Origin of the sequence: Burkholderia sp. LAS2 (genome assembly GCF_018417615.1) — a bacterium.
Taxonomy (GTDB): Bacteria; Pseudomonadota; Gammaproteobacteria; order Burkholderiales; family Burkholderiaceae; genus Burkholderia; species Burkholderia sola.
This window is the reverse complement of sequence record NZ_CP071053.1, coordinates 333,253-357,999: the sequence shown is the minus strand read 5'-3', so window position 1 is coordinate 357,999 and position 24,747 is coordinate 333,253. Positions and strand designations below refer to the sequence as shown.

General features: G+C 67.6%; 22 protein-coding genes. 9 read left to right on the top strand and 13 right to left on the bottom strand.

Annotated elements, in window-relative coordinates; translation table 11 throughout:
• The first annotated feature begins 67 nt into the window (after positions 1–67).
• The gene (locus tag JYG37_RS21910) at positions 68–580 is read left to right on the top strand and encodes a DUF4274 domain-containing protein (protein WP_124638952.1); all 513 of its coding nucleotides are present in this window, start codon (positions 68–70) and stop codon (positions 578–580) included.
• A gap of 114 nt (positions 581–694) precedes the next feature.
• Here the strand turns inward: JYG37_RS21910 and acnB are convergent, their stop codons facing one another.
• Positions 695–3,280 (bottom strand): bifunctional aconitate hydratase 2/2-methylisocitrate dehydratase, encoded by a 2,586-nt coding sequence (gene acnB, locus JYG37_RS21905; RefSeq protein ID WP_050011910.1) that lies wholly within the window; start codon positions 3,278–3,280, stop codon positions 695–697.
• A 433-nt stretch (positions 3,281–3,713) separates the two neighbouring features.
• Here acnB and JYG37_RS21900 point away from each other — a divergent pair, with 433 nt between their 5' ends.
• Entirely contained in the window at positions 3,714–4,451 is a 738-nt protein-coding gene (locus JYG37_RS21900) for a BPL-N domain-containing protein (protein ID WP_235356151.1), read from the top strand.
• 29 nt (positions 4,452–4,480) lie between these two features.
• Here JYG37_RS21900 and JYG37_RS21895 read toward each other — a convergent pair whose 3' ends face one another.
• The 3 genes from JYG37_RS21895 to JYG37_RS21885 all read right to left on the bottom strand — a co-directional run bounded on the left by JYG37_RS21895 (position 4,481) and on the right by JYG37_RS21885 (position 6,253).
• Positions 4,481–4,954 carry a nuclear transport factor 2 family protein gene (locus JYG37_RS21895; protein ID WP_050011908.1) on the bottom strand — a complete coding sequence of 158 codons (474 nt, stop codon included), beginning with the start codon at positions 4,952–4,954 and terminating at the stop codon, positions 4,481–4,483.
• Positions 4,955–5,091: 137 nt separating this feature from the next.
• Positions 5,092–5,340, bottom strand: a complete 249-nt coding sequence (locus JYG37_RS21890; RefSeq protein WP_050011907.1) for a hypothetical protein — start codon at positions 5,338–5,340, stop codon at positions 5,092–5,094.
• 478 nt (positions 5,341–5,818) lie between these two features.
• Complete coding sequence (locus tag JYG37_RS21885) at positions 5,819–6,253, bottom strand: universal stress protein (RefSeq protein ID WP_050011906.1); 435 nt, start codon at positions 6,251–6,253, stop codon at positions 5,819–5,821.
• A 343-nt stretch (positions 6,254–6,596) separates the two neighbouring features.
• On the opposite strand from JYG37_RS21885, the gene JYG37_RS21880 reads away from it, so the two are divergent.
• The 6 genes from JYG37_RS21880 to JYG37_RS21855 all read left to right on the top strand — a co-directional run bounded on the left by JYG37_RS21880 (position 6,597) and on the right by JYG37_RS21855 (position 11,595).
• On the top strand, positions 6,597–8,081 hold the full coding sequence (locus JYG37_RS21880) for an amidase (RefSeq protein WP_213346384.1): 1,485 nt from the start codon (positions 6,597–6,599) through the stop codon (positions 8,079–8,081).
• Positions 8,082–8,434: 353 nt separating this feature from the next.
• Positions 8,435–9,124, top strand: coding sequence for a hypothetical protein (locus JYG37_RS21875; protein WP_124630743.1), 690 nt, complete (start codon positions 8,435–8,437; stop codon positions 9,122–9,124).
• Between the two features lie 126 nt (positions 9,125–9,250).
• A complete protein-coding gene (locus JYG37_RS21870) occupies positions 9,251–10,081 on the top strand; it encodes an arylamine N-acetyltransferase family protein (RefSeq protein ID WP_213346383.1) in 831 nt (276 codons plus the stop codon).
• Positions 10,082–10,195: 114 nt separating this feature from the next.
• Positions 10,196–10,372 carry a ribbon-helix-helix domain-containing protein gene (locus JYG37_RS21865; RefSeq protein ID WP_050011903.1) on the top strand — a complete coding sequence of 59 codons (177 nt, stop codon included), beginning with the start codon at positions 10,196–10,198 and terminating at the stop codon, positions 10,370–10,372.
• Position 10,373: 1 nt separating this feature from the next.
• Complete coding sequence (locus JYG37_RS21860; RefSeq protein WP_213346382.1) at positions 10,374–10,724, top strand: VOC family protein; 351 nt, start codon at positions 10,374–10,376, stop codon at positions 10,722–10,724.
• Between the two features lie 7 nt (positions 10,725–10,731).
• Positions 10,732–11,595, top strand: a complete 864-nt coding sequence (locus JYG37_RS21855) for a class I SAM-dependent methyltransferase (protein WP_213346381.1) — start codon at positions 10,732–10,734, stop codon at positions 11,593–11,595.
• 13 nt (positions 11,596–11,608) lie between these two features.
• On the opposite strand, the gene JYG37_RS21850 is transcribed toward JYG37_RS21855, so the two are convergent.
• From JYG37_RS21850 to JYG37_RS21835, 4 genes are all read right to left on the bottom strand, one after another.
• Positions 11,609–16,450, bottom strand: a complete 4,842-nt coding sequence (locus tag JYG37_RS21850) for an NAD-glutamate dehydrogenase (RefSeq protein ID WP_124630746.1) — start codon at positions 16,448–16,450, stop codon at positions 11,609–11,611.
• Between the two features lie 201 nt (positions 16,451–16,651).
• Positions 16,652–16,840 (bottom strand): 4-oxalocrotonate tautomerase, encoded by a 189-nt coding sequence (locus tag JYG37_RS21845; protein ID WP_050011899.1) that lies wholly within the window; start codon positions 16,838–16,840, stop codon positions 16,652–16,654.
• 65 nt (positions 16,841–16,905) lie between these two features.
• Positions 16,906–17,679 carry a class II aldolase/adducin family protein gene (locus JYG37_RS21840; protein ID WP_050011898.1) on the bottom strand — a complete coding sequence of 258 codons (774 nt, stop codon included), beginning with the start codon at positions 17,677–17,679 and terminating at the stop codon, positions 16,906–16,908.
• Positions 17,657–18,547, bottom strand: a complete 891-nt coding sequence (locus JYG37_RS21835; RefSeq protein ID WP_213346379.1) for an urea transporter — start codon at positions 18,545–18,547, stop codon at positions 17,657–17,659. Before JYG37_RS21835 ends, JYG37_RS21840 begins: the two co-directional genes overlap by 23 nt.
• A gap of 358 nt (positions 18,548–18,905) precedes the next feature.
• Here JYG37_RS21835 and JYG37_RS21830 point away from each other — a divergent pair, with 358 nt between their 5' ends.
• Positions 18,906–19,460, top strand: a complete 555-nt coding sequence (locus JYG37_RS21830) for a putative glycolipid-binding domain-containing protein (protein ID WP_050011896.1) — start codon at positions 18,906–18,908, stop codon at positions 19,458–19,460.
• Here JYG37_RS21830 and JYG37_RS21825 read toward each other — a convergent pair.
• The 5 genes from JYG37_RS21825 to JYG37_RS21805 form a co-directional block, all read right to left on the bottom strand.
• Positions 19,421–20,365 (bottom strand): alpha/beta fold hydrolase, encoded by a 945-nt coding sequence (locus tag JYG37_RS21825; protein ID WP_089489481.1) that lies wholly within the window; start codon positions 20,363–20,365, stop codon positions 19,421–19,423. The two genes, JYG37_RS21830 and JYG37_RS21825, sit on opposite strands and share 40 nt — an antisense overlap.
• Positions 20,362–21,267: a metal-dependent hydrolase gene (locus JYG37_RS21820; RefSeq protein ID WP_050011894.1), complete on the bottom strand. Its 906-nt coding sequence runs from the start codon at positions 21,265–21,267 to the stop codon at positions 20,362–20,364. The genes JYG37_RS21825 and JYG37_RS21820 overlap by 4 nt, the downstream gene beginning before the upstream one ends.
• Positions 21,264–22,187, bottom strand: a complete 924-nt coding sequence (locus tag JYG37_RS21815) for an SDR family NAD(P)-dependent oxidoreductase (RefSeq protein ID WP_050011893.1) — start codon at positions 22,185–22,187, stop codon at positions 21,264–21,266. The genes JYG37_RS21820 and JYG37_RS21815 overlap by 4 nt, the downstream gene beginning before the upstream one ends.
• A gap of 21 nt (positions 22,188–22,208) precedes the next feature.
• Positions 22,209–23,789, bottom strand: coding sequence for a flavin-containing monooxygenase (locus JYG37_RS21810; RefSeq protein ID WP_050011892.1), 1,581 nt, complete (start codon positions 23,787–23,789; stop codon positions 22,209–22,211).
• A 246-nt stretch (positions 23,790–24,035) separates the two neighbouring features.
• On the bottom strand, positions 24,036–24,707 hold the full coding sequence (locus tag JYG37_RS21805) for a lysoplasmalogenase (protein ID WP_050012098.1): 672 nt from the start codon (positions 24,705–24,707) through the stop codon (positions 24,036–24,038).
• Between the last annotated feature and the right edge of the window lie 40 nt (positions 24,708–24,747).

The window sequence follows — 24,747 nt, the reverse complement described above, 5'->3', positions numbered from 1 at the left end:
CAGCGGCGCTAGAATCGCCGCTCATCGAAGACTTTCCCGTTACCGCTCATTCCGCAACGCGCAATCCATGGACGACACCGAAATCGAACAGAAGGCGTGGGACATCGTCCGGGCGTGGCTCGAACGCGCGACGCCCGAGCAGTGGCACCGGTTCGCCGCACGCTCCAATTACGATGGCAACGGCCGCGCGTTGCGCTGGCTGCTGGACAACCGCAACGTCGATCGCGCGACCGCACTGCTGATCTACTGGAATCTCGGCGCCGCGTGGTTCGTGCAGTATGCGAACGAAAGCGATCTGGGCGACGCGTCGTATCAACTCGATACGTTCCGGCTGCTTCGCGACATCGAACAACGTTATGCCGACGGCTATTACGCCCATCACGGCATCTGGTTCGATCCGCACGACTTCGATGGCGCGGGGCCGAACGATTATCCGGACGTACCGGTCGCGCGGCCTGTGCCGGCGCTGATGCTGCAACCGACCGACGGACGCGAGTACGTCGATCTCGACGAAGCGGACGGCTATGACGAAGGCTTGCCGTTCGACGTGGTCGAGCGGCTGCACGCGCTGTACGACTGACCGAACGGGCGCGTCCGGTCGCCGACGCATGAAAAAAAGCGCCGCGGCCTTTCGGCTTGCGGCGCCTGTCAGTGCGCTGCGACGTCGACCGCCCGTCGCAGCCCGACTGCGTGCTTACACCTGCACGGTGTCGGCGACTTCCTTGAAGTCCTCGATCTGGTCGAAGTTCATGTACTGGTAGATCTTGTCGCCGTTCGCGGTGAGCACACCCATGTCGGCCATGTACTCTTCCTTGGTCGGGATCTTGCCCAGACGCGAGCAGATCGCCGCCAGTTCAGCGGAGCCGAGGTACACGTTCGTGTTCTTGCCGAGGCGGTTCGGGAAGTTGCGGGTCGACGTCGACATCACCGTCGCGCCTTCGCGCACCTGTGCCTGGTTACCCATGCACAGCGAGCAGCCCGGCATTTCGGTCCGTGCGCCGGCCGTGCCGAACACGCCGTAGTGACCTTCTTCCGTCAGCTGCTTCTGGTCCATCTTGGTCGGCGGCGCGACCCACAGCTTGACCGGGATGTCGCGCTTGCCTTCGAGCAGCTTCGACGCGGCACGGAAGTGACCGATGTTGGTCATGCACGAGCCGATGAATACTTCGTCGATCTTCGCACCGGCGACGTCGGACAGCGTCTTCACGTCGTCCGGGTCGTTCGGGCAGGCGACGATCGGCTCGTGGATGTCGGCGAGGTCGATCTCGATGACCGCCGCGTATTCGGCGTCGGCATCCGGCGACAGCAGCTGCGGGTCGGCGAGCCACTGTTCCATCGCGGCGATACGACGCTGCAGGCTGCGCGGATCCTGGTAGCCCTGCGCGATCATCCACTTGAGCAGCGTGACGTTGCTGTTCAGGTACTCGATGATCGGTTCCTTGTTCAGGTGCACCGTGCAACCGGCGGCCGAACGCTCGGCCGATGCATCCGACAGCTCGAACGCTTGCTCGACCTTCAGGTCGGGCAGGCCTTCGATTTCGAGGATGCGGCCCGAGAAGATGTTCTTCTTGCCTTGCTTGGCGACCGTCAGCATGCCTTGCTTGATCGCATACAGCGGAATCGCGTTGACGAGGTCGCGCAGCGTGACGCCCGGCTGCATCTTGCCCTTGAAGCGGACCAGCACCGATTCCGGCATGTCCAGCGGCATCGTGCCGGTGGCGGCCGCGAACGCGACCAGGCCCGAACCCGCCGGGAAGCTGATGCCGATCGGGAAGCGCGTGTGCGAATCGCCGCCGGTGCCGACGGTGTCGGGCAGCAGCATGCGGTTCAGCCACGAGTGGATCACGCCGTCGCCCGGGCGCAGCGCGATGCCGCCGCGCGTGCTGATGAAGTTCGGCAGCGTCTGGTGCGTCTTCACGTCGACCGGCTTCGGATACGCGGCGGTGTGGCAGAACGACTGCATCACGAGGTCGGCCGAGAAGCCGAGGCAGGCCAGATCCTTCAGTTCGTCGCGGGTCATCGGGCCCGTGGTGTCCTGCGAGCCGACCGAGGTCATCTTCGGTTCGCAGTACGTGCCCGGGCGCACGCCCTGGCCTTCCGGCAGACCGCACGCGCGGCCGACCATCTTCTGCGCGAGCGAGAAGCCCTTGCCGCTGTCGGCCGGCTGGTGCGGCAGGCGGAACAGCGTCGACGGCGCGAGGCCGAGCGCTTCGCGCGCCTTCGCGGTCAGGCCGCGGCCGATGATCAGCGGAATGCGGCCGCCGGCGCGCACTTCGTCGAACAGCACGTCGGACTTCACCTGGAATTCGGCGATGACCTTGCCGTCCTTCAGCGCCTTGCCTTCGTACGGGCGCAGTTCGACCACGTCGCCCATTTCCATCTGCGACACGTCGAGCTCGATCGGCAGCGCGCCGGCATCTTCCATCGTGTTGTAGAAGATCGGGGCGATCTTGCCGCCGAGGCACACGCCGCCAAAGCGCTTGTTCGGGACGAACGGGATGTCTTCGCCGGTGAACCACAGCACCGAGTTGGTGGCCGACTTGCGCGAGGAGCCGGTGCCGACCACGTCGCCGACGTAGGCGACCAGGTGACCCTTTTCCTTCAGCGATTCGATGAACTTGACCGGGCCGCGCTTGCCGTCTTCTTCCGGCGTGATGCCCGGGCGCGCGTTCTTCAGCATCGCCAGCGCGTGCATCGGGATGTCCGGGCGGGTGGTGGCGTCCGGCGCCGGCGACAGATCGTCGGTGTTGGTTTCCCCCGTCACCTTGAACACGGTGATGGTCAGGCTTTGCGGCACTTCCGGACGGCTCGTGAACCATTCGGCGTCGGCCCAGCTCTGCAGCACGGCCTTCGCGTGCGCGTTGCCGTTGTCGGCGAGTTCCTTCACGTCATGGAACTGGTCGAACATCAGCAGGGTTTTCTTCAGCGCGTCGGCGGCGACCGCGGCCACGGCTTCGTCGGACAGCAGCTCGATCAGCGGCTGGATGTTGTAGCCGCCGAGCATCGTGCCGAGCAGCTCGGTGGCGCGCGCACGCGAGATCAGCGGGCAGGCGGTCTCGCCCTTCGCGACGGCGGCCAGGAAGCCGGCCTTCACGCGAGCGGCTTCGTCGACGCCGGCGGGCACGCGATGGGTGATCAGCTCGAGCAGCGTCTGCTCTTCGCCGGCGGGCGGGTTCGTCAGCAATTCGACCAGTTCGGCGGTTTGCTGAGCCGTCAGCGGCAGGGGAGGAATACCGAGCGCGGCGCGGGCGGCCACGTGAGCACGAAAGTTTTCAAGCATGGGGAGACCTGCTGATATTGCGTTTGAGGGGAAGGCCTTGCCGGCACTCCGGGGCTATTCCAGGCACTGCTTTGAGCGGGATTCTAATCTCAATGGTCTGGAACGTCAAATGTCTTATGTCTTATATAAGACTTGGCAATGCGAAAGACGGGAGGCGCGGCTGCATGGCAGAGCCGGCCTTGTCGGGCGGGCCGGCGGGCGGATGGAGGGTGTCGGTTCAGGTCGTCGGTATCGCACGTATCTGCACAATCCCGCAGGAAACGGTACACACCGGGCGCGTTCGGGCCGCTACGCTTGCCGTCACGCAGCTTGCAATCGGGTGGCGGAACGGGAGGCGGAAGTCGTCGCGCGCCCCGTCGATTCGGCCCGGGCGGTAGCGCTTCCCTTGACTCCGGCGATCCACGACATGCACTCCAGAAACGCGATTTTCCTGATGATGGTGCTCGTCGCGTCGCCGGCCGTTTACGCGGCTACGCCCGGCGACGAAGCGGGGGATGCGGCGAGTCGGCCGGTCGCGCTGGTCTATCGCGGTCCTGCCGCGTGTGACGGGTGCGCCGAAACCATCGCCACACGCCTGCGGGAATCGGACCAGCGGTTCCGGGTGATCTACGTGGGGCCGGCGGAAAAGCTCAGGATCACGCCCGCCGCGCTGGCCGGTGCGGCGCTCTATGTGCAGCCCGGCGGCGGGCAGGACATTCCCGGCGCGGCAGCCAGCATCGGCCGAAACGAAATGCGGGCCGTGCGGCGATACGTCGCGAACGGCGGCCGATACCTCGGGCTGTGCATGGGCGCCTACCTGGCCGGCGCGCAGGGTTTCGGGCTGGTTGCCGGCGATATCGACTCCGAGGTCGACCGGCCGGGCTCGACGCTTCACGGCATCGCCGACACGGTGACGCCGGTCGTCTGGCGCGGGAAAAAGCGCTGGATCTACTATCAGGACGGCGCGAGGCTGCCGGTCGCGCCGATCGGCTCCGGCGGGATCGTGCTGGCGATCTACCCGAACAAGGACATCGCGGCTGCCACTTACCGCTACGGCAAAGGGCGCGTCGGCCTTGCCGGCCCGCATCCGGAGGCCGATGAAAGCTGGTATCGCCAGAACGGCCTCACGAACCCGGACGGCGTGGTGCCGGACATGGCGTACGACCTGATCAACGCGACGATGAAGCCTTAGCGGAGGGGCCGCGGCGCGCGCGGGTTCATTTATTTCCGCTTGGCGCGATACGCGTCGAGATTTTTCCGTGCCTGTGCACGGATTGCGCGCTGCATGAAGGGCGTCCAGCCGAGCAGCGCGCCTTTCATCCCGATCGCCTGACGCGCCCAGCGCCACAGGTCGAAATGGTCGCGATGCTCGACGATGCGTCCGTCGCGAAACCGGAAGCGCGCATCGATCCGGTTGACCACCATCCGCCCGCTCGCGGCGAACCGGTAGCGCGCGCTCCACGTCGCGCGCCCGGCCTGGTCGTCCGCGGCGACTTCGCCGAACGTCAGCGAGAACTCCTGGGCTCGCGCGACCAGCATCCGCCACATGTCGCGCGCAAGTTCGCCGCGCAGTTCGCCGAATGCGGGATCGCTGAACACGATGTCGTCGGCGTAGCACGCGAGCATCGCATCGATGTCGCGCTGCTGGAAGGCCGTGTAGAAGCGCTGGATCAACGCGGTGTTCGGATCGGTCATGTTGGGCGTAACGGGGCAGGGAGGGGCGGACGATGACGTCCGTCGAAACGTCGATCGGGAAAGTAGCGGCCGGCAGCGCAAACCGGCGCCCGAGCCTGCGACTTCGGGCGCGCAGGCTCGCCCACGGATGATACGCGTCAGCGGGCCGCCATCGCGACGTTCCGATCGTTCCGTCCCGTCACCAGGCAGCCCGACATGAAGGCCTCGCTCTGGCTGCCGGCGGCGGCTTCGCCAAAGCCGCGACCGAGCGCGTCGGCCTTCACCTGCGCGGCGCCTTGCTCGCACGCGAGCGGGCTGGCGTCGCGGCCCTGCGCATGCAGGATCGCGCGATCGCCGATGAGATAGGCCAGCAGTGCAAAAACAGCGATATGTACGGCGCGTCTCATGGTTCGTCTCCTCGTCGCTCAAGCGTAACGCGGACACGTTCGACGAAGCACTTGGGGCTTCCCCCGGTAAACGTCTGCTGAAAGCGGTAGCGGGGCGGGACGATCCTGTCCTGTTTTTCCGTCGCCGCCGCCCGGCGGGCGGGCAATGCGCGGTAGTTTGACGAATGTCAGGGTACGGGCGGGCGGCGGCGGTCGCGCGGCCGTTCAAAGCGATAGCATGAATGCATGATTTGACGAAACGCGACGCAGGGTCAACGCGTCAGGTCCGGCAAGCACGCAGGTGTTGAATATCGCTGTCGAAATAGTGAGGAATCCAAATGTTGAACGTCTCTTCCGTCCTGATCAGTCTTGCCCCGATGTGGGCGATCCTGCTGCTGGCGTCTTCGGCGGCCGCCTATTTCGTGTTCTGGCGCAAGGCCATCAAATAAGCGCTGCGCGACAGCGTGCGCACGATGCGCACGCGTGACGCGCCTTTCCGTCATTGCACCGCCGTCACCGGCACGTTCGAAATTCGCACCAGCCGCGCCATCACGCTGCGCCGGAACACCGACATCAGCGCGTGCAGCGGATCGCGTCTCGGCGCGGCGACGACGATCTCGTCGCACCCGGTCTCGGCCGCCACGGCCGCGATCGTATCGGCGACCGGGCCGACCTTCATTACGACGCTGAATTTCACGTCCGCATCGCGCAGGATCCGCTCGGCCATCGCGAGATCGTCGGTCGCGAATCGTGTCTCGATCGCGCGCAGCCGCGACAGCGGGTGATAGGCCTCGAGCCGCGTCGATTCCAACGGCGCCTGCACATTGATCAGCACGACCTCCGACGCGCAGCGCTCGCGATACAGGAACGTCGCGTGACGAACTGCCTGAAGCGAGCGGGGCGAATGGCCGACCGGAACCAGCAGCTTGAGCATGGACGATGAACCCGGAAACGAAGTGCTTCCAGCGTAGCGGGCGGCCGGACGAAGCGATCTAAAGAGATCGGTCGGCCGTATAAAAATGTCGTTAACGTGCGCGGTCCTGTGACGCACCGATTAAAAATATAAGAAATTTAAGTTTATGCGCATAAACGGCAGCGAGCGGCGACGCCGGCCCCGCCCGGTCGTCGCCGGCTGTCCGAAGCATCGCGATTCAGTCGAATCCGCAATGAATTGCGCCGCAAAATATCGGAGGTCGCCCGGATCGCGTCGCGTAGAGTAGAGCGGCGGCCGCCGCCGGGCGGCGCGCCATCCGATACCGCTTCCCAGGAGACCCCGCATGCCGCACGGCGCCCCGCAGTTTCTCGCTCCCGCTTCCATTCCCGTCGATCCGGTCGTGCGCCTGTCGGCCGGCGAGCTTGCGTCGGCGATCCGCAGCAAGGCGGTTTCGTGCGTCGAGACGATGCGTGCGTATCTCGACCATATCGAGCGCGTGAACGGCGCGGTCAACGCGATCGTCGCGCTGCGCGACCGCGACGCGCTGCTGGCGGAAGCCGCGGAAAAGGATGCGGAGCTGGCGCGCGGCGACTATCGCGGCTGGCTGCACGGGATCCCGCAGGCGCCGAAGGATCTGGCGATGACGAAGGGGCTGCGGACGACCTACGGCTCGCCGATTTTCCGCGAGAACGTGCCGCAGGCCGATTCCGTCGGCGTCGCGCGGATGCGCACGGCCGGCGCGATCTTCATCGGCAAGACCAATACGCCCGAGTTCGGGCTCGGTTCGCACACGTTCAACGAGGTCTACGGCGCGACGCGCAACCCGTACGACCTGACGAAGAGCGCGGGCGGCAGCAGCGGTGGCACGGCGGCGGCGCTCGCGTCGCGGATGCTGCCGGTGGCGGACGGCAGCGATTTCGGCGGGTCGCTGCGCAATCCGGCCGCGTTCTGCAACATCGTCGGCTTGCGTCCGTCGCAGGGCCGCGTGCCGCGCTGGCCGGGCGTCGACGTGTTCATGCAGCAGCTCGGCATCGAAGGGCCGATGGGCCGCACCGTCGGCGACGTCGCGCAACTGCTCGCGATCCAGGCCGGCTACGACCGCAACGATCCGCTGTCGCTCGCGGAAGATCCGGCCGTGTTCGCGCAGCCGCTCGACGCGGACCTGCGCGGCAAGCGCGTCGCGTGGGTTGGCGACTGGAACGGCTATCTCGCGACCGAGGCCGGCGTGCTCGCGCAGTGCGAGCGCGGGCTGGCGACGCTGCGCGAGATCGGCTGCGACGTCGATGCGGCGCTGCCGGCGTTCGCGCCCGACCGGATCTGGCGTCTGTGGCTCACGCACCGGCACTTGCTGTCGGGTGGCGGGCTGCTCGCGCACTATCGCGACCCGGCGCGGCGCGCGCTGCTGAAGCCCGAGGCGATCTACGAGGTCGAGGGGCTGCTCGCGATGCAGGGCGCGGCGATGTTCGACGCGAGCGTCGAACGGACCGCGTGGCATCAGGCGGTGCTGAGTTTCTTCGACCGTTACGACTTCATCGCGGCGCCGACCGCGCAGGTGTTTCCGTTCGACGTCGACCAGCGCTGGCCGAAGGAGATCGCGGGCCGCGCGATGGACACCTACCATCGCTGGATGGAAACGGTCGTGCCGTGGACGCTGGCCGGCTGCCCGGTGATCAACGTGCCGGTCGGCTTCAACGACGCGGGATTGCCGATGGGGATGCAGCTGATCGGGCGTCCGCGCGCCGATCTCGCCGTGCTGCAGCTTGCGCACGGCTACGAGCAGGCGGCCGACTGGGTCAACCAGCGGTTGCCGGCGTGGATGGCAGCGTAACGGCGTCGCCGGCAGGCAGTGGCGGGCGGTAGTGGCCGCATGACGAAGCGGGCGGCGATGCGCTGCCCGTTTTGCTTGGCATCGCTCGACACGAAACGCGCCCGTGGAGGTGTTTCGGCGCGCTGCCTGCGCACGCCGGAGCCTGCGTCCATTGACGCAACCGGAGAAAGAATGCCGGTACGCGCATCACATCGCACCGCAAACATGGACGAATCGGCGCGACGACGGTCGCCGGCCGCGGAATTGCAAGCGGCGGCGCGCGGTGATTTCGTTTCGATGTGTTTCAGTCGTTGCGGCGGCGCGCGACGCGCTTCGACAATATCGCCTCGACCATTCGGGCACGAGGGAAAAACATGAAGCACATTCGCGCGACGGGCCGGCATCTGGCCTCGGCAGGCATCGCGTTCGGCATCCTGGCGAGCGGCGCCGCACACGCGCAGCTCGACCTGCAGTCGATCGGCGCGTCGCTGCTCGGCGGCGGGCAGCAGCAGGCGGCAGCGCCGGCGCAGGGCGGTGTCGCGCAGTTGCTGCAGGCCTATGTCGGCGCGAACCAGCAGGTGCTGAGCGGCCAGTCGTCGCTCGCATCGGCGATGGGCCTGACCGGGGCGGCCGGGCAGGCGCAGCAGGCCGCGAGCCAGTTATCCGGCGGCGATGCGCTGTCGCCGGCCACGCTGTCGCAGATGGGCGGCGCGCAGCAATCGGTGTCGCAGGCGCTCGGCCAGGCGTTCGCGAGCGGCGGCGCCACGCACGGGCCGATCGACAAGCAGGCGTTCAGCAACGGCCTCGCCTCGCTCGGGCAGGGGCTCACGCAGTATTCGCAACTGCAGTCGGGGCTCGGCAATCTCGGTTCGACGAGCGCGGCGTCGCTGCTGCAGTCGGGCCTGAATCCGCAGAACATGCAGGCCGCGACGTATATCGCGCAAAGCGCGCCGGGCCAGTTGCAGTCGCTTGCCGCGACGCTCAGCCAGGCCGTGCAGTTCGCGACGAGCCAGGGCATTTCGGTGCCGTCGGTCGCGTCGTCCGCACTGAAGCTGCTGCCGTAACGTCGTGCGGGTGCGGCGGCGATGCGTGGCCATCATCGCGCACGCCGGCCACGAACGATAGGCCCGCACAACATGGGGATTTCGCGCGATGCTATCGTGGCGGGTCCCTTTCATCGGTGCCGGTTCATGACTGACTCGTTCGACCTCTCGCGCTATTTTTCCCGCATCGGCTACGACGGCCCGGCCGAGCCGACGCTCGACGTGCTGCGCCGGCTGCATCTGCTGCACCCGCAGGCGATTCCGTTCGAAAACCTCAATCCGCTGACCGGCACGCGCGTCGCGCTCGACCTGCCCGCGATCGTCGACAAGGTGATCAAGCGCCGCCGCGGCGGCTACTGCTTCGAACTCAACAAGCTGTTCTACACCGCGCTCACGACGATCGGTTTCCGCGTGACGCCGCTGATCGCGCGCGTGCGCTGGATGCGGCCGCCCGAGATCGTCACCGCGCAGACGCACATGCTGCTGCGCATCGACCTCGACGGCGCGGCGTGGCTCGCGGACATCGGCTTCGGCAGCGCGACGCTGACCGCGCCGCTGCGCTTCGCGCCGGGCGAGCGGCAATTGACGCCGCATGGCGCGTTTCGCGTGGTCGATGCGCCGGTCCACGGCGAATTCGACATGCAGTTCGAGATCCCCGACGGCTGGCACACGACCTACCGCTTCTCGCTGAAGCCGGCCGAATGGATCGATTACGACGCCGCGAACTGGTTCACGTCGACGTATCCCGAATCGATCTTCGTGAACGACCTGATCGCGTGCCGCGTGCTGCCGGACGGCCGCGCGGCGCTGGTCAACACCGTGCTGACGCTGCGCGACGCGGCGGGCGCCGGGCGCACGGTCACGTTCGACACAGCAGCCGACTGGGCCGCGTGCCTGCGCGACACGATCGGCGTCAATACGGCGGGATTCGATCTCGACGCGCTGTTCGCGCGGCTCGCGGCGCGAGTTGCGCGGTAACGCGGACATACGAGGCACTGCAAGCGGCCTGCTCGCGGGCCGCGCGCCGATTCATTCCAGTCGTTTCACCGCATCCGCATTTGACTTTTGCTAGATTGCTAGCATACTAGTCCCATGACCGACGAAGAAGTGAAGCAATTCAACGTGTACCTGCCGCTCTCCCTGATCCGGCAGGTCAAGCATCGCGCCATCGAAACGGAGCAATCGCTGTCCGCGCTGGTGGCCGACGCGTTGCGCGCGTACCTGGCCGCGCCGCCGCCCGGCGCGGGACCGTCCAACCAGGAGGAGTGACATGTCATCCGAGCGAATCGAAGCCGTGTATCTGACCACGCACAACCGGGGCAAGTCGGCGAAGTTCTTCCAGGCGCTGGGCTTCACGCTGGAATTCGAAACCGATCACCAGTCGGGCCAGTTGCGCAGCGGCGACGGCCCGTTCCTGTTCATCGCCGAAGCGCCGCCGAGCGAAAAGCCCGACATGCAGGTCGTGATCAAGGTCGCCGACGAGCAGGCGGTGCAGCCGCGGCCGATCGTCGATGTCGTCGCGCCGTTCGAGGATACGCACTGGGGGACGCGCGACATGACCGTGCGCGATCCGGACGGTCGCGTGTGGCGCCTGCAGGCGCCGGGCAAGCAGCTCGCGTGAGGTCGATATGACGGTTATCCGCGAAGACGATGCGCCCGCCAGCACGGCCGCGCGCGTCGCGCTGTGGCGTGCGCTGCACGTCGAACTCGACGCGCCGCCGCACGTGCTCGCCGACGCAATCGGGTTGCAATTGCTCGCGCCGGCGCCCGGCTGGCAGCAGCGCGGCGACATGGATCCGCAGTTCACGCGGCCGTTTCGCGCGTCGATCGTCGCGCGGGCGCGCTTCATCGAGGATCTCGTGGCCGAACAGGCGGCGCGCGGCGTGAGCCAGTACGTGATCCTCGGCGCGGGGCTCGACAGCTTCGTGCAGCGCCGGCCGGACATGGCATCGCGCGTGACCGTGTTCGAAGTCGACCCGCCGGCGCCGCAACGCTGGAAGCAGCGCCGCCTGGCCGAACTCGGCTTCGGCGTGCCCGACTGGCTGCGTTTCGTGCCGGTCGATTTCGAGGCGGAGCAGTCGTGGCGCGACGCGCTCGTCGGCGCGGGCTTCGATGCGGGCCAGCCGGCGGTCGTGGTGTCCACCGGCGTCAGCATGTACCTGACGCGCGAAGCGAATGCGGCCGCGCTGCGCGAAGTCGCGTCGCTCGCGCCCGGTTCGACGTTCGCGATGACGTTCCTGCTGCCGCTGGAAAATGCGGATCCGGACGTGCGCCCCGGGCTGGAAATGGCCGCGAAGGGCGCGCGGGCGAGCGGCACGCCGTTCATCAGCTTCTTCATGCCGGAACAGATCCAGGCGCTTGCACGGGAGGCCGGTTTTGCGAAGGCCGAACACGTGTCGGCCGCCGAGCTGACGCGCCGTTATTTCGTCGATCGCATGGACGGCCTGCGGCCGCCGAACCGCGCGGAAGAATTGCTCGTCGCGACGGTCTGACCCGTCGCCTTCGTCACGCGCGTTCGAGCACGGCCATTTCCCGCACGACCACGAGCAGCACCGCGAGGCTCGTGCCGCCGGATGCGCGTAGATCCGCGAGCAGGTGCTCGTAACGCGCGAGCGCGGCCTCGCGGCGCACGCGCCACGCGCCGACGATCGTGTCCGGCGTGGTCGAATCCGGCGATTCCGCGAGCGCGCTCGTCGCGAGCGTGCGCTTGAGCCGCGCGACTTCCGCGAGCGCGGCGGCGCGCGCGAGCATGTCCCAGTGCGTCGGCGTCGGCAGGTTCGCCGCGCGTTCGCCGATCCACCCGTAATTGAGCAGCGTGCCGAGCGAGAAATAGACGCCCGCGACGAGTTCGAGGCTGCGATTGCAGGTCGCCGCCACTTCGGCGATGTCGAGCAGCGCGGCCGAGATGTCGCCGCTTGCGACGCGTACCGCGAGCGCGCTGTCGACGCCGGCGTCGACCAGCACGCGCTGCCGCTCGGACAGCGCTTCCAGATCGTCGGCCGGCAGCAGCGACGGCAGTTGCGGCGCGATGCGCTGCACCGCGTCGCGGCAGCGCGCGATCAATCCGGCGACGCCGCCGTCGGCCACCGCGCCGGACTGCAGATGCCGCAGGAACCACAGCGCCGCGCGCTCCAGCAGCCGCGCGACGTCGACGAACATGCGCGCCTGCACGTCGTCGGCGACGCGATTGTCGAGCGCGTCGATATCGCGCCACACCGCATCGAGGTCGAACACGTCGCGCGCCATGATGCACGCGCGCACGATGTCGCCGGGCTGCGCGTCGGTTTCCTCCATCAGCCGGTGCACGAACGCGCAGCCGACGCGGTTCACGAGCGCGTTCGTCAGATGCGTCGCGAGAATCTCGCGGCGCAGCGGATGGCGGCGCATCGGCTCGCTGAAGCGCTGTTGCAGCGGCTTCGGGAAGTAGTCGACGAGCATCGCGGCCACCAGCGGATCCTCGGGCACGTCGGATTCGAGCAGCGCGTCGTAGAGCCACATCTTGCTGTACGCGAGCAGCACCGCGCGCTCCGGCGACGTGAGGCCGAGCTTCGCGGCCTGCCGCTCGGCGACTTCGTCGTCGGTCGGCAGGAACTCGATCACGCGGTTCAGGCGGCCCGCGCGCTCGAGCCAGCGCATCAGGCGCGCCTCGGCGTCGAGCAGTTCGACCGCATAGCGGCCGGCGATCGACAGCGCCTGCGTCTGGTAGTAGTTGTCGCGCAGCACGAGCAGCCCGACTTCGTCGGTCATCTCGGCGAGCAGCGCGTTGCGCTGCTTCTCGGTCATCTCGCCGTCGGACACCACGAGTCCGAGCAGGATCTTGATGTTGACTTCGTGATCCGAACAATCGACGCCGGCCGAGTTGTCGATCGCGTCGGTATTGATGCGGCCGCCGCGCTGCGCGAATTCGATGCGGCCGAACTGCGTGCAGCCGAGATTGCCGCCTTCGCCGACGACCTTGCAGCGCAGGTCCGCGCCGTTCACGCGCACCGCGTCGTTCGCGCGGTCGCCGACTTGCGTGTGCGTTTCGCGCGCGGCCTTCACGTAGGTGCCGATGCCGCCGTTGTACAGCAGGTCGACCGGCGCCTGCAGGATCGCGCGGATCAGCTCGGTGGGCGGCAGCGCGTGCGCGTCGATGCCGAGCGCGGACTGCACGGCCGGCGACAGCGGGATCGTCTTCGCGGTGCGCGGATACACGCCGCCGCCCGGCGAAATCACCGACGTATCGTAGTCGGCCCAGCTCGAGCGTTCGAGCGCGAACATCCGCTGGCGCTCCGCGAAGCTCGTTGCCGGGTCGGGGTTCGGGTCGAGGAACACGTGCCGGTGATCGAACGCGGCGACGAGCCGGATATGCGGCGACAGCAGCATCCCGTTGCCGAACACGTCGCCCGACATGTCGCCGACGCCGACCACGGTGAAATCGGTCGCCTGCGTGTCGATGCCCATCTCGCGGAAGTGCCGCTTCACCGATTCCCACGCACCGCGCGCGGTGATCGCCATCTTCTTGTGGTCGTAGCCGACCGAGCCGCCGGACGCGAACGCGTCGTCGAGCCAGAAGCCGTATTCGTGCGAGATCGCGTTCGCATAGTCGGAGAAGGTGGCCGTGCCCTTGTCGGCGGCGACGACCAGGTACGGATCGTCGGCGTCGTGGCGCACCACGTCGGGCGGCGGCACGATCGCGTTGCCGGCGAGGTTGTCGGTGAGGTCGAGCAGCCCGCGCAGGAACGTCTGGTAGCACGCGATGCCTTCGCGCATCCACGCTTCGCGATCGCTCTGCGGCGGCGGGTTCTTCACGACGAAGCCGCCTTTCGAGCCGACCGGCACGATCACGACGTTCTTCACCATCTGCGCCTTCATCAGCCCGAGCACCTCGGTGCGGAAATCCTCGCGGCGATCCGACCAGCGCAGGCCGCCGCGCGCGACGCGCCCGCCGCGAAGGTGCACGCCCTCGACGCGCGGCGAATACACCCAGATCTCGAACATCGGCTTCGGTTCGGGCAGGCCGGGCACCTTCGCCGGATTGAACTTGAACGACAGGTACGGCTTCGATTCGCCGTTCGCGTCCGCGAGGAAGTAGTTCGTGCGCTCGGTCGCGTTGATCACGCCGAGGAACTGGCGCAGGATGCGATCCTCGTCGAGGTTCGGCACCTGGTCGAGCGCGCCTTCGATCGCCTTCAGCAGCCGTTCGGCCTGCACGTCGCGCGTGTCGCCGATGCGCGGATCGAAGCGCAGCAGGAACAGCTCGACGAGTTGCCGCGCGATCGCCGGATTGCCGGTCAGCGCGCGTTCGATATACGCGTCGCTGAAGGTCGAGCCGACCTGCCGCAGATATTTCGCATACGCGCGCAGGATCGTGACCTCGCGCGCGCTCAGGTGCGCGCGCAGCACGAGGCGGTTGAAGTCGTCGTTCTCGATCCGGCCGCTCCAGATCCGGTCGAACGCATCTTCGAACAGGCCTTTCACGCGCTCGATGTCGAACTCGGTATCGTCGGCGAGTTCCAGCCCGAAATCGTGTACCCACGCGTGCGCGGCGTCCTGCGTCTGGATCCGGTATGGCCGCTCCTCGTCGACGCGCACGCCGAGATGTTCGAGCATCGGCAGGCTGCGCGACAGCGCGATCGGGTCGCCCGCGCGATACACCTTGAAGCGGAACGCGCGCGGCTCGGCCTCGATCGGCCGGTACAGGTTCATCGCGAGCTGGCCCGAGTCCTTCACGCGCTCGATCAGCTCGATGTCGCGCACGGCCGTGCGCGCCGGATAGTCGTCGCGATAGCCTGCCGGGAATGAATCGGCATAGCGCTGCAGCAGGCGGTTGCCTTGTTCTTCGCCGAATGCGTCGAGCAGCGCGTCGGCGAGATCGTCCTGCCAGCGGCGCGTGACCTGCACGAGCCGCGTTTCGAGTTCGCGCGTGTCGACGTCGGGCATCGTGCCCGGTTCCGCATGCACGACGAAGTGAATGCGGGCGAGCGCCGATTCCGACAGCAGCGGCGTGAATTCGACGTTCACGCCGTTGTACGCGTCGACCAGCAGCTTCGCGATGCGGCGGCGCAGGTCGGTGTTGTACTTGTCGCGCGGCACGAACACGAGGCACGACACGAAGCGGTCGAACCGGTCGCGCCGCACGAACAGTCGCGTGCGCTGGTGTTCCTGCAGGCGCAGGATGCCGAGCGCGATGTCGTAGAGCCGGTCTTCGTCGGCCTGGAACAGTTCGTCGCGCGGATAGGTTTCGAGCACCGTCACGAGCGACTTGCCGAGATGCCCTTTCGGCAAAAAGCCCGCGCGCCGCACGATGTTCGCGCACTTGCGGCGCACGATCGGAATCTCGGTGTACGAACCGAAATAGGCGGTCGATGTGTAGAGCCCGATGAAGCGGCGCTCGCCGGTGACCTTGCCGTCGGCGCCGACGAGTTTCACGCCGACGTAGTCGAGGTAGCCGGGCCGGTGCACCGTCGCGCGCGAATTCGCCTTGGTCACGAAGATCGGCCAGGCGCCGGTGATGATGTCGGCGGCGGCCGGCGGCAGCGGCGTCACGTCGGCGGCGCCGGACGTGCGCAGCGATTCGCGCAGGATCCCGAAGCCCGAGCCCTCGATGCCGCGCAGGCCGAAGCCCGTGCCGTCCGATACGAGCGCGTAGTCGCGCTGACCGAGGAACGTGAAGTGATCGGCGGCCATCCATTCGAGGAACGCGCGCGCCTCGATGTCCTCCGCGGTCGATTCGCGCGCCTTCATCTCCTTGATCGTCGCGCGGGCGATGTCGACGATCTTCGGCCAGTCCTCGACCGACGCGCGCACGTCGCCGAGCACGCGCGCGATGTCCTCGCGCAGCGTGTCGAGCAGCGCGGCGTCGCCGCAGCGGTCGACTTCGAAATGGATGAACGACGCGAGTTGCGACTGGCCGTCGCCGGACGTCGCACCGCCCGCGTCGACGCGCTCGATGCCGCCGCCGGCGCCGCGCCAGATGCGGAACACCGGATGCAGCGCCGAGTGCAGCGCGAGCCCGAGACGGTTGATGGCCATCGTCACCGAGTCGACCAGGAACGGCATGTCGTCGTTGACGATCTCGATCACCGTGTGGTCGGAATGCCAGCCGTGCTGTTCGAGGATCGGGTTGTACACGCGCAGGCGTTCGCTGCCGGGCACGAATTTCTGGGCGGTCTGCCAGTGCGCCATCGCGGCGCCGTACAGGTCGGCGATGCCGCGGCTCTGCAGATCGTCGGCATCGACGAAATCGTAGTAATGACGCAGGAAGGGTTCGACGATCCGGAACGTGGCGTCGGGCAGACGAGCGCGCGCGAATTCGACGACATCGGAGAGCAGGTGTGCGACGACTTCCTCGTTCTTCGCTTCCATGGCGGTCTCCGTCGGGTGGCCATTGGCTGCTGCGTCTGTTCGGCATTATGCGCCGATTGCGTGACAAAGCGATGTGCGGGCGCACAACGGAGGCGAGTGGAGGCGCCGGCGTGCGGCACGCGTCGCAGGCGCTGCGGTGCAGGGCTCAGTGCAGGGCTCAGCACAGAGCGGACGGCGCCGACGCGACGCCGCCGTCGGTGCTCAGCGCTCGTCGCTCCACAGCTTCCCTGCCGTCGCCCAGTTCTCCTTCTTCACGTCGGTCAGGATGATGTCGACCGAGCCCGGCGTGCAGCCGAGCGTGTCGCACGTGACACGCGTGATTGCTTCGACGAATGCGCGCTTCTGCTCGACGGTGCGGCCTTCGAACAGCTGGATATTGAAAGTCGGCATGACACAGGCTCCGGTTGGGATTGAACGATTGACGATGGACGATTCGGTCGGGTGCGGATGCGCGGTCAGTCGCGATAAGACGGATCGATCCGGTCGAGCCGGCGCAGCAGCGCCGGCCATTCCAGTTCGCCTTCGATCGCGCCGCCGTCGCGCAACTGTTCGGCGGTGCGCTCGGCGATGGCCGGCTCCGGCAGCACGAGCGGCCCGCCGCCAGCTTGCGCGCGCACCTGGATGTCGCACGCCTTGATCAGCGTATCCATCAGCACGTACGCTTCGGCGACGGTCCGGCCGACCGTCAGCGTGCCGTGGTTGCGCAGCAGCATCGCGGATTTCGCGCCGAGGTTCGCGGTCAGCCGTGCGCCTTCGGCCGGCGAGAACGCGAGCGCTTCGTAGTCGTGGTACGCAAGATCGCCGTGAAAGCGCAACGCGTGCTGCGACGCCGGCAACAGCCCGTCGCGCTGGATCGACACGGCGATGCCGGCCGTATTGTGCAGGTGCATCACGCAGACGGCATCGGCGCGCGCGGCGTGCACGGCCGCATGCAGTGCAAAGCCGGTCACGTTGACCGCGTGCTCGCTGTCGCCGATCCGGTTGCCGGCGAGGTCGATCTTCACGAGGTTCGATGCGCGTACCTCGTCGAACGTGAGGCCGAACGGGTTGATCAGGAAGTGGCCGGGCTCGCCGGGCACGGTCGCGGATAGATGCGTGTAGATCAGGTCGTCCCAGCCGTTCAGCGCGACGAGCCGGTACGCGGCGGCGAGGTCGACGCGCAGCCTGCGTTCGGCGTCGGAGATCGGGCCGCCGGGCTTCACGGCGTCAGGACGGTGTGCGAATGACATCGGGTGCTCCGAGGGTGAGGCGGCGCGCGACGACTACGGTCACCCACGCCGCGAGCGCGAACGGGGCTGTAAACACCGAGATGCCCGCGCGCATCGCGAGCCACTGGATCAGCGCGGCGAGTGCGGCGGCCGCGAGCGCCGCACGCGGCCCGCGCGACATCAGCGCGAGTGCGGCGAGCGCGCCGTTGAAGCCGAGCAGGCCGCCGGCGAACGACGCGTCGCTTGCGCCGAGCGCGATCAGCAGCACGGTCGACGCGATCGCGCCGCCGAGCGCGAACGCGGCCGCGCGGCGTGACGCGACGGCGAGGGCGGCGACGACCAGCGCGCCGGCCCATGCGCCTTGCGCGAAGGTGGTCTGAGCAACGCCCGACAACAGCGCGCCGGTTGCGGAAGCGAGTGTCGGCACCGGGGCGGCGGTCGCGCCGTCCGCATGCTGCAACGCGACAAACGGCAGCCACAGCGCGGTGACGACCAGGCACGGGCTCGAATACGGGCACTGGCGCCAGCGGGCGAGCGACGCCCGCATCGCGCGTTGCACGAGCGCCGCGCCGATCGCGACCAGCGGCACCAGCGCGACGGCGGCGAGTTGATGGGGCGCGAACAATACGGCGATCAGCGCCGCGAGCGCGCCGTTGAAGCCGTGCAGCCCCTGTTCGACGTCGCGGCGTTCGGCGCCGGCCAGCACGGCCGTCATGCTGGCGGCGGCAGAGCCGACCAGCGCCGCGCATGCGAGCCGCAGGTCGTTCAGCGCGAGCGCGGCGAGCAGCAGCGACCCGGTGAGCGCATTCGCCTGCAGCACGATCTGCCCGATGCCGCGCAGCAGGATGCGCAGGTCGATCGACGGCGAAGCGGGGCGGGCAGTAGGCATGATCGCGGCGGAACAGGATGAGCCGCGAGCATAGGACATGCTGCGATGCACCGGAATAGGGAATTCCGGATAGTCAGGATTTGTGGTCGATGCCCTGAAGCGGGGCATCGCGAGGTGCGGTGCGCGTACTCGGGATGTGTTGTTAGCGTTTTCGCGAGATTCTGGCGATTCGATATCAAATTTGCGCCATCGCTATTGCTTTCGCGTGCACGCGGGGTTGCCGAGGGGGGACCCATGCGCGTCAGTTTCAACGCTCTAGCGACCGGGCCGCCGAGCTGGACTCAATCGACGGCGGCATTCCGGATAGCGACGATTTGTGTGACGATGCCCCGACGCGGGATACCAAGGAGGTGGAACGATGCGCGAAGTACGTTGGGCGTCGCTCGAAGGCGACGGAGTCGAACATCTGACGTTCGACCGGAGTGAATCCGGCATCGTCGTCGAAAGCGCGGTGGTCGGCCAGCGGTATGGCCGCGCGTACGGGCTCGCGTATCGCGTCGAATGCGATCTGCAATGGCGCGTGACCTACGCGGTGCTCAAGGTGATGGGCGGCGGCACGCTCGAACTGCGTGGCGACGGGGCTGGGCACTGGCGTGACGGCTCAGGCCGCGAACTGCACGAGCTCGACGGCTGCATCGATATCGACATCGCCGCGACGCCGTTCACGAATTCGCTGCCGATCGGCCGCCTCGGGCTCGCGCGCGGCGAGCGGCGGCCGCTCGACGTCGCGTACATCTCGACGCCGGATCTGAAGGTCATGCCGGTCAAGCAGGCTTATGCGTGCATCGAACCGGGCCGCCGCTACCGCTACGAAGGGATCTTCCGGGATTTCACCGCGGAGATGGACATCGACGACGACGGGCTCGTGATCGACTACGAAACGCTGTTCGAGCGACTGCCGCCGCTGCGCTGATCCGCGGCTCCCGTTCTCGTGGCCGGCGCCGCTGCCGACGCGGCGGCAACCGCGGGCCGTTCATGCGCGGCCGCGAACCGGTCGATCCGCGACGCGATCATGTCCGGATGGCGCAGCACGATCCAGTGCGTGCCGTCGATTTCCTCGCGCACGTGCTCGCCGAGCCAGCGGTCGAGGTCGACCGACATCTCGGGCGTCACGTAGCGGTCGCGCAGCGGAACGAGAATCTGCACCGGCGCCTGCGCGTACCGCTCACGCGGCTTGCGGGCCCGGGCAAGGAAGTTCGCGCGGTACATCTGCATCCCGTTCAGCGCGTTCTTCAGTTGCACGGGATCGCGCTCGGCGCGCACGCGTTCGGTGAGCTGCAGCCAGCGCGGCCACAGCGCGGCGCCGCCGAGCCGCCATACCAGCGACGGCACGAGCGGCAGATGGAAGAACCCGATGTACCACGACTTCAGGCTCTGCTTGAGCCGCATCTTCGCGCGGAACACGTGATCGAGACACGGGCCGGAGATCGACGTGTACGACGCGATGCGGCCGCGGAACGCGGGGTCGGTCACGGCCTCCCAGCACTGGATCGAGCCCCAGTCGTGGCCGACCAGGTGGAACGGCCGGCCGCCGCAGGTCGCGTCGGCCACCGCTTTCAGGTCGCCGGCGAGCCGTTCGAGCGTGTAGTCGGCACGGCGGCGCGGCGCATCGGATGCGCCGGCGCCGCGCACGTCGTACGCGATCACGCGGTAGCGCTTCGCGAGCCGCGCGCGGATCGGCGCCCACACGGTCGCCGAGTCCGGGTAGCCATGCACGAGGATCAGCGGCGGCGCGCGACGCGACCCGCTGACGTAGACGGCGAGTTTCACGTCGCCGGACCGGACGGTCAGCATCTCGTGAGCGCGCGATCGCGTCATGCCTGCGCTACCGAATGCAGCGGCACGCGGCGCGGGGCGGCTTGCGCCGCATAGCGCGCGTTGGTCGCGTCGATGTTATCGAGCAGCGTGTCGAGCTCCTGCAGGTACTGATGGTTGTCGTGATCCCACGGGTGGAAGCCCGGGCGGAAGTAGTCGAGCCATTCGCGCGCGATGCTCGGGAACACGCCGTTCTTCGGGCTGTACAGATACTTCACGAGGCGCCACATGCCGTCGAACTTGCCGTGTTCGCGACGGTGCGCGCGCATCAGCCGCACGTGGAAGTCGAACACGATCGCCCAGAAGAATACCGTCGTCGTCAGCATCGTGCCGGTGCGCAGCAGGTAGCTGCCGAGGCCCGGCTTCATCACGGTGCGCCACACGTCGTAGGACACCGCCTTGTGCTCGGTTTCCTCCATCGCGTGCCACATCCACATCTGCTGGTAGCCCTCGACCGAGCCGTCGATCCGGTGCTCGTGGCCCGACAGCAACTGGTTCGCGAGGATCGCCGTGTAGTGTTCGAGCGCGATCGTGATCGCCAGCTGCATCGAGTGCGGCAGCACTTTCTTGAACCAGCCGAGGATCGTCCACAGACGCTTGTCGAGCTTGTGCGCGGGCAGGCCTGACGCCTGCAGCAGATCGTTGTATTCGATGTGCTCGCGCGTGTGCATCGCTTCCTGCCCGATGAAGCCGATGACCTGCTTCTTCAGCTCGGGATCCTCGATCCGGTCGCGGTAGTGGCGCACCGAATCCATGAAGAAGCGTTCGCCGGCCGGGAACAGCAGCGACAGCGCATTCATGAAGTGCGTGACCGGCACGCCCTGCACATGCCAGTCCTTCGCGCGTTCGGGCGGCAGCGCGAAACGGATGTCGCGCCGCACGGGCATCATGTTCGGTGTCGTCATGATTGTTCTCCCTGATTGCCTGCATTGTTGTAGGTGGCGTGCACCGGTGCCGGCGTGCCGCGTGCGGCACGGCGGGCTTTCGCGGCCTCGCGGCGCGTCGCGAGCACGACGAGCGCCTGGTACGCGGCCGGCAGGAGGCGCGCCATCCAGTCCGCGCCCTTCGCGTCGCGGCCGATCAGCACGCGGCGCTTGTTCTTGCGCACGCCGGCGAGGATCGTGCGCGCGGCGTCGTCGGCGGTCGTGATGAAGAACTTCTCGAAGCTGTCCTTGCCTTGCTGTTCGCTCTCGACGATGAAGCCGACCATGTTCTTCGCGACGCGGCTCGACTGCGCGATGTTCGTGCGGATGCCGCCCGGATGCACGCAGGTGGCCGACACGCCGCACTTCATCATGTCGAGTTCCTGGCGCAGCGATTCGGTGAAGCCGCGCACCGCGAACTTGGTCGCGTTGTAGCCGCTCATGCCCGGCTGCGCGAAGATCCCGAAGATGCTCGACGTGTTGATCACGTGGCCGTCGCCCGATGCCTTCAGGTGCGGCAGGAACGCCTTCGTGCCGTGCACGACGCCCCAGAAGTTGATGTTGACGATCCACTCGAGATCGCTGTAGTCCATCCCTTCGATCGTGCTCGACAGCGCGACGCCCGCGTTGTTGAAGATCAGGTTGACCTTGCCGTGCGCCTTCGCGGTGTCGTCGGCCCACGCGAACATCGCGTCGCGATCGCCGACGTCGAGCACGCGCGTCGATACGCGCACGTTCGGCGCGATCGCACCGACGATTCGTTCGGTTTCGGCGAGGCCGACGCCGTTCTTGTCGGCGAGCGACACGTGGCAGCCGGCCTGCGCGAGCTGGATCGCGAGTGCGCGGCCCATGCCCGAGCCGGCACCCGTGATCGCGGCGACCTTGTTGGCGAAATCTCTCATGTCGATGGCTCCTTGTCTGGCTCAGGCCGCTTCGGCGGACGTGGAAGCGGAAGCGGCCGGCGCGGCGGCGGGCCGCGCGGTCGTGTCGTGCGGTGCGCGATACGCGTGGTAATCGGCGATCGAGAACTGCGCGGTGGCCTGGCGGAAGCGCCACGTGAAGCCCGGCCACAGCGTCGTGTTCTTGCCGGTGCGCGGGTCGAGGTACCAGCTCTTGCAGCCGCCCGTCGACCAGATCGCCTTCTTCAGCTTGCCCTGCAGGTCGTCGTTGTACTGCGCCTCGACGAGCGGGCGTACCTCGATCGCCTCCGCGCGCTCGCGGCGCATCGCCTGCAGCGCGCCGAGGATGTATTCGATCTGCGACTCGATCATGAACACCATCGAGTTGTGGCCGAGGCCCGTGTTCGGGCCGACGATCATGAAGAAGTTCGGGTAGCCGGGCAGCGTCGTGCCGAGATACGCGTGCGCGCCGTCGCGCCACGCATCGACGATGTCGAGGCCGCCGCGGCCGATGATCGCGCCGCGCGGATACGGGTCGGCCACCTGGAAGCCGGTGCCGTAGATCAGGCAGTCGACTTCATGACGCTTGCCGTCGGTCGTCACGACCGCGTCGGCTTCGATGCGATCGATGCCGGTCGTGATCACGTCGACGTTCTTGCGCGACAGCGCCGGGTAGTAGTCGTTCGAGATCAGCACGCGCTTGCAGCCGAGCGTGTAGTTCGGCGTGACGGCCTTGCGCAGTGCCGGATCGGGAATCTGCTTGCGGATGTGACGCAGCGCGAGCTTCTGCACGTTCTTCATCAGCGACGGATGGATCGCGAAGCCGAGCACGCGCGATTCGAGCATCCAGTAGATGCCGCTGCGCACGACCTTCTGCGTGAACGGCAGCGTGCGGAACAGCCATTTCTCGACGCCGGTCAGGTTGCGGTCGGGCTTCGGCATGATCCACGGCGGCGTGCGCTGGAACAGCGCGAGCGACTTCACGCGCGGCGCGATCTGCGGCACGAACTGGATCGCGCTCGCGCCGGTGCCGATCACCGCGACGCGCTTGCCTTCGAGCGGGTAGTCGTGATCCCACTGTTGCGAATGGAATGCGCGGCCCTTGAAGGTCTCGACACCGGGAATCGCCGGCAGTGCGGCGCGCGACAGCCCGCCCATCCCGGACACCAGCACGCGCGCCGACAGCCGCTTGCCGTTCGCGAACGTGAGGCGCCAGCGTTGCGCGGCTTCGTCGTACTCGGCGCGCTGCAACTCGTGATTCAGCCGCAGGTGCGGGCCGACGCCGAAGCGCTGCACGCAGTCTTCCAGATACGTGCGGATCTCCGGCTGCGGCGCGAACATGCGGGTCCAGCGCGGGTTCGGCGCGAACGAGAACGAATAGACGTGCGATTGCACGTCGCATGCGCACCCGGGGTAATGATTGTCGCGCCACGTGCCGCCGACCGACGCGGCCTTCTCGAGGACGACGAAGTCGGTCACGCCGGTTTGTTTCAGGCGGATCGCCATCCCGAGGCCGGCGAAGCCGGTGCCGATGATGGCGATGTCGATGGCTTCATCCCGGCCGTCAGGGCCGGGTGGACCGAAAGGCAACGTGCGAGCATTCATCCGGGTGTCTCCGATCTGGCTCATTTTTTAATGTTACATTGGTTGATGTAACGATAGTGGGTGAACCCGGAAACCGCAAGAGGCTAGAAGCGACGCTCTAAGGGCAGGAAATCAAGCGGGGAAAGGCTGAGCGGGGTTTGGAACGGTCCCGTTTCCGCCATGCGGGATGCGCGGAAAAGGCCGTCGGCAGGGCGGGAGGCGCTGGCGATCAAGCCGCCGGCGCGCGGCGGCCTGTTTGAAACGGTATCAGGGACGGATCGATCGAGCGGCCGTCTCATGGAAAACCCCGGCCACGATCGTGACCTGCGCGAGCGCATAAAGGCCCCAGATCAGATAGTCGATGCCCGGAAAACCGCCGAGGAACCGGCCGACGCCGATCAGCGTGTCCGAGCCGACGAAGATCAGGCTGCCGGTCGCGACCAGCGGGCCGTGCGTGCGGGCGGCGAGCGCGAAGCTCGCCATCGCGCACAGCACGAGCATATAGACGGCGACCGGCGCCAGCAGCTCGCCGAGGTGCGGGAAGAACGCCACGTAGAACGCCGGCGCGGCGATCCACAGCCCGACGAGCGCAACGATGCGCCAGCCACGCGGCCGCGCGCGCCACCGGAAGAAAATCGCGCAATAACACAGGTGCGTGAGCAGGAACGCGCCGAGGCCGAACACGAACGACAGTGGCCAGTCGGGCAACGCGAGCAGCACGTCGCCGAGCACGGCCGTCGCGAGTGCCGCGCACAGCCACGCGCGTTCGCGCGCCGCGCCGCAGGTGCCGCCCGCCGCGAGCAGCAGGATGCCCATCGCGGCCTTCGCGGCGGCCTGGCCCGGATAGGGCGCGGCGGCGAGCGACAGCCCGTACAGGAGCGCAGCCGCGATGGCGAGCGGCCAGAGCCGGCGGTAGGTGGCGGGAAGCGTGGCGATCAAGGCGGGTGTCTCCGGTTTGTTGTTGTCCGCGGTGGACGAT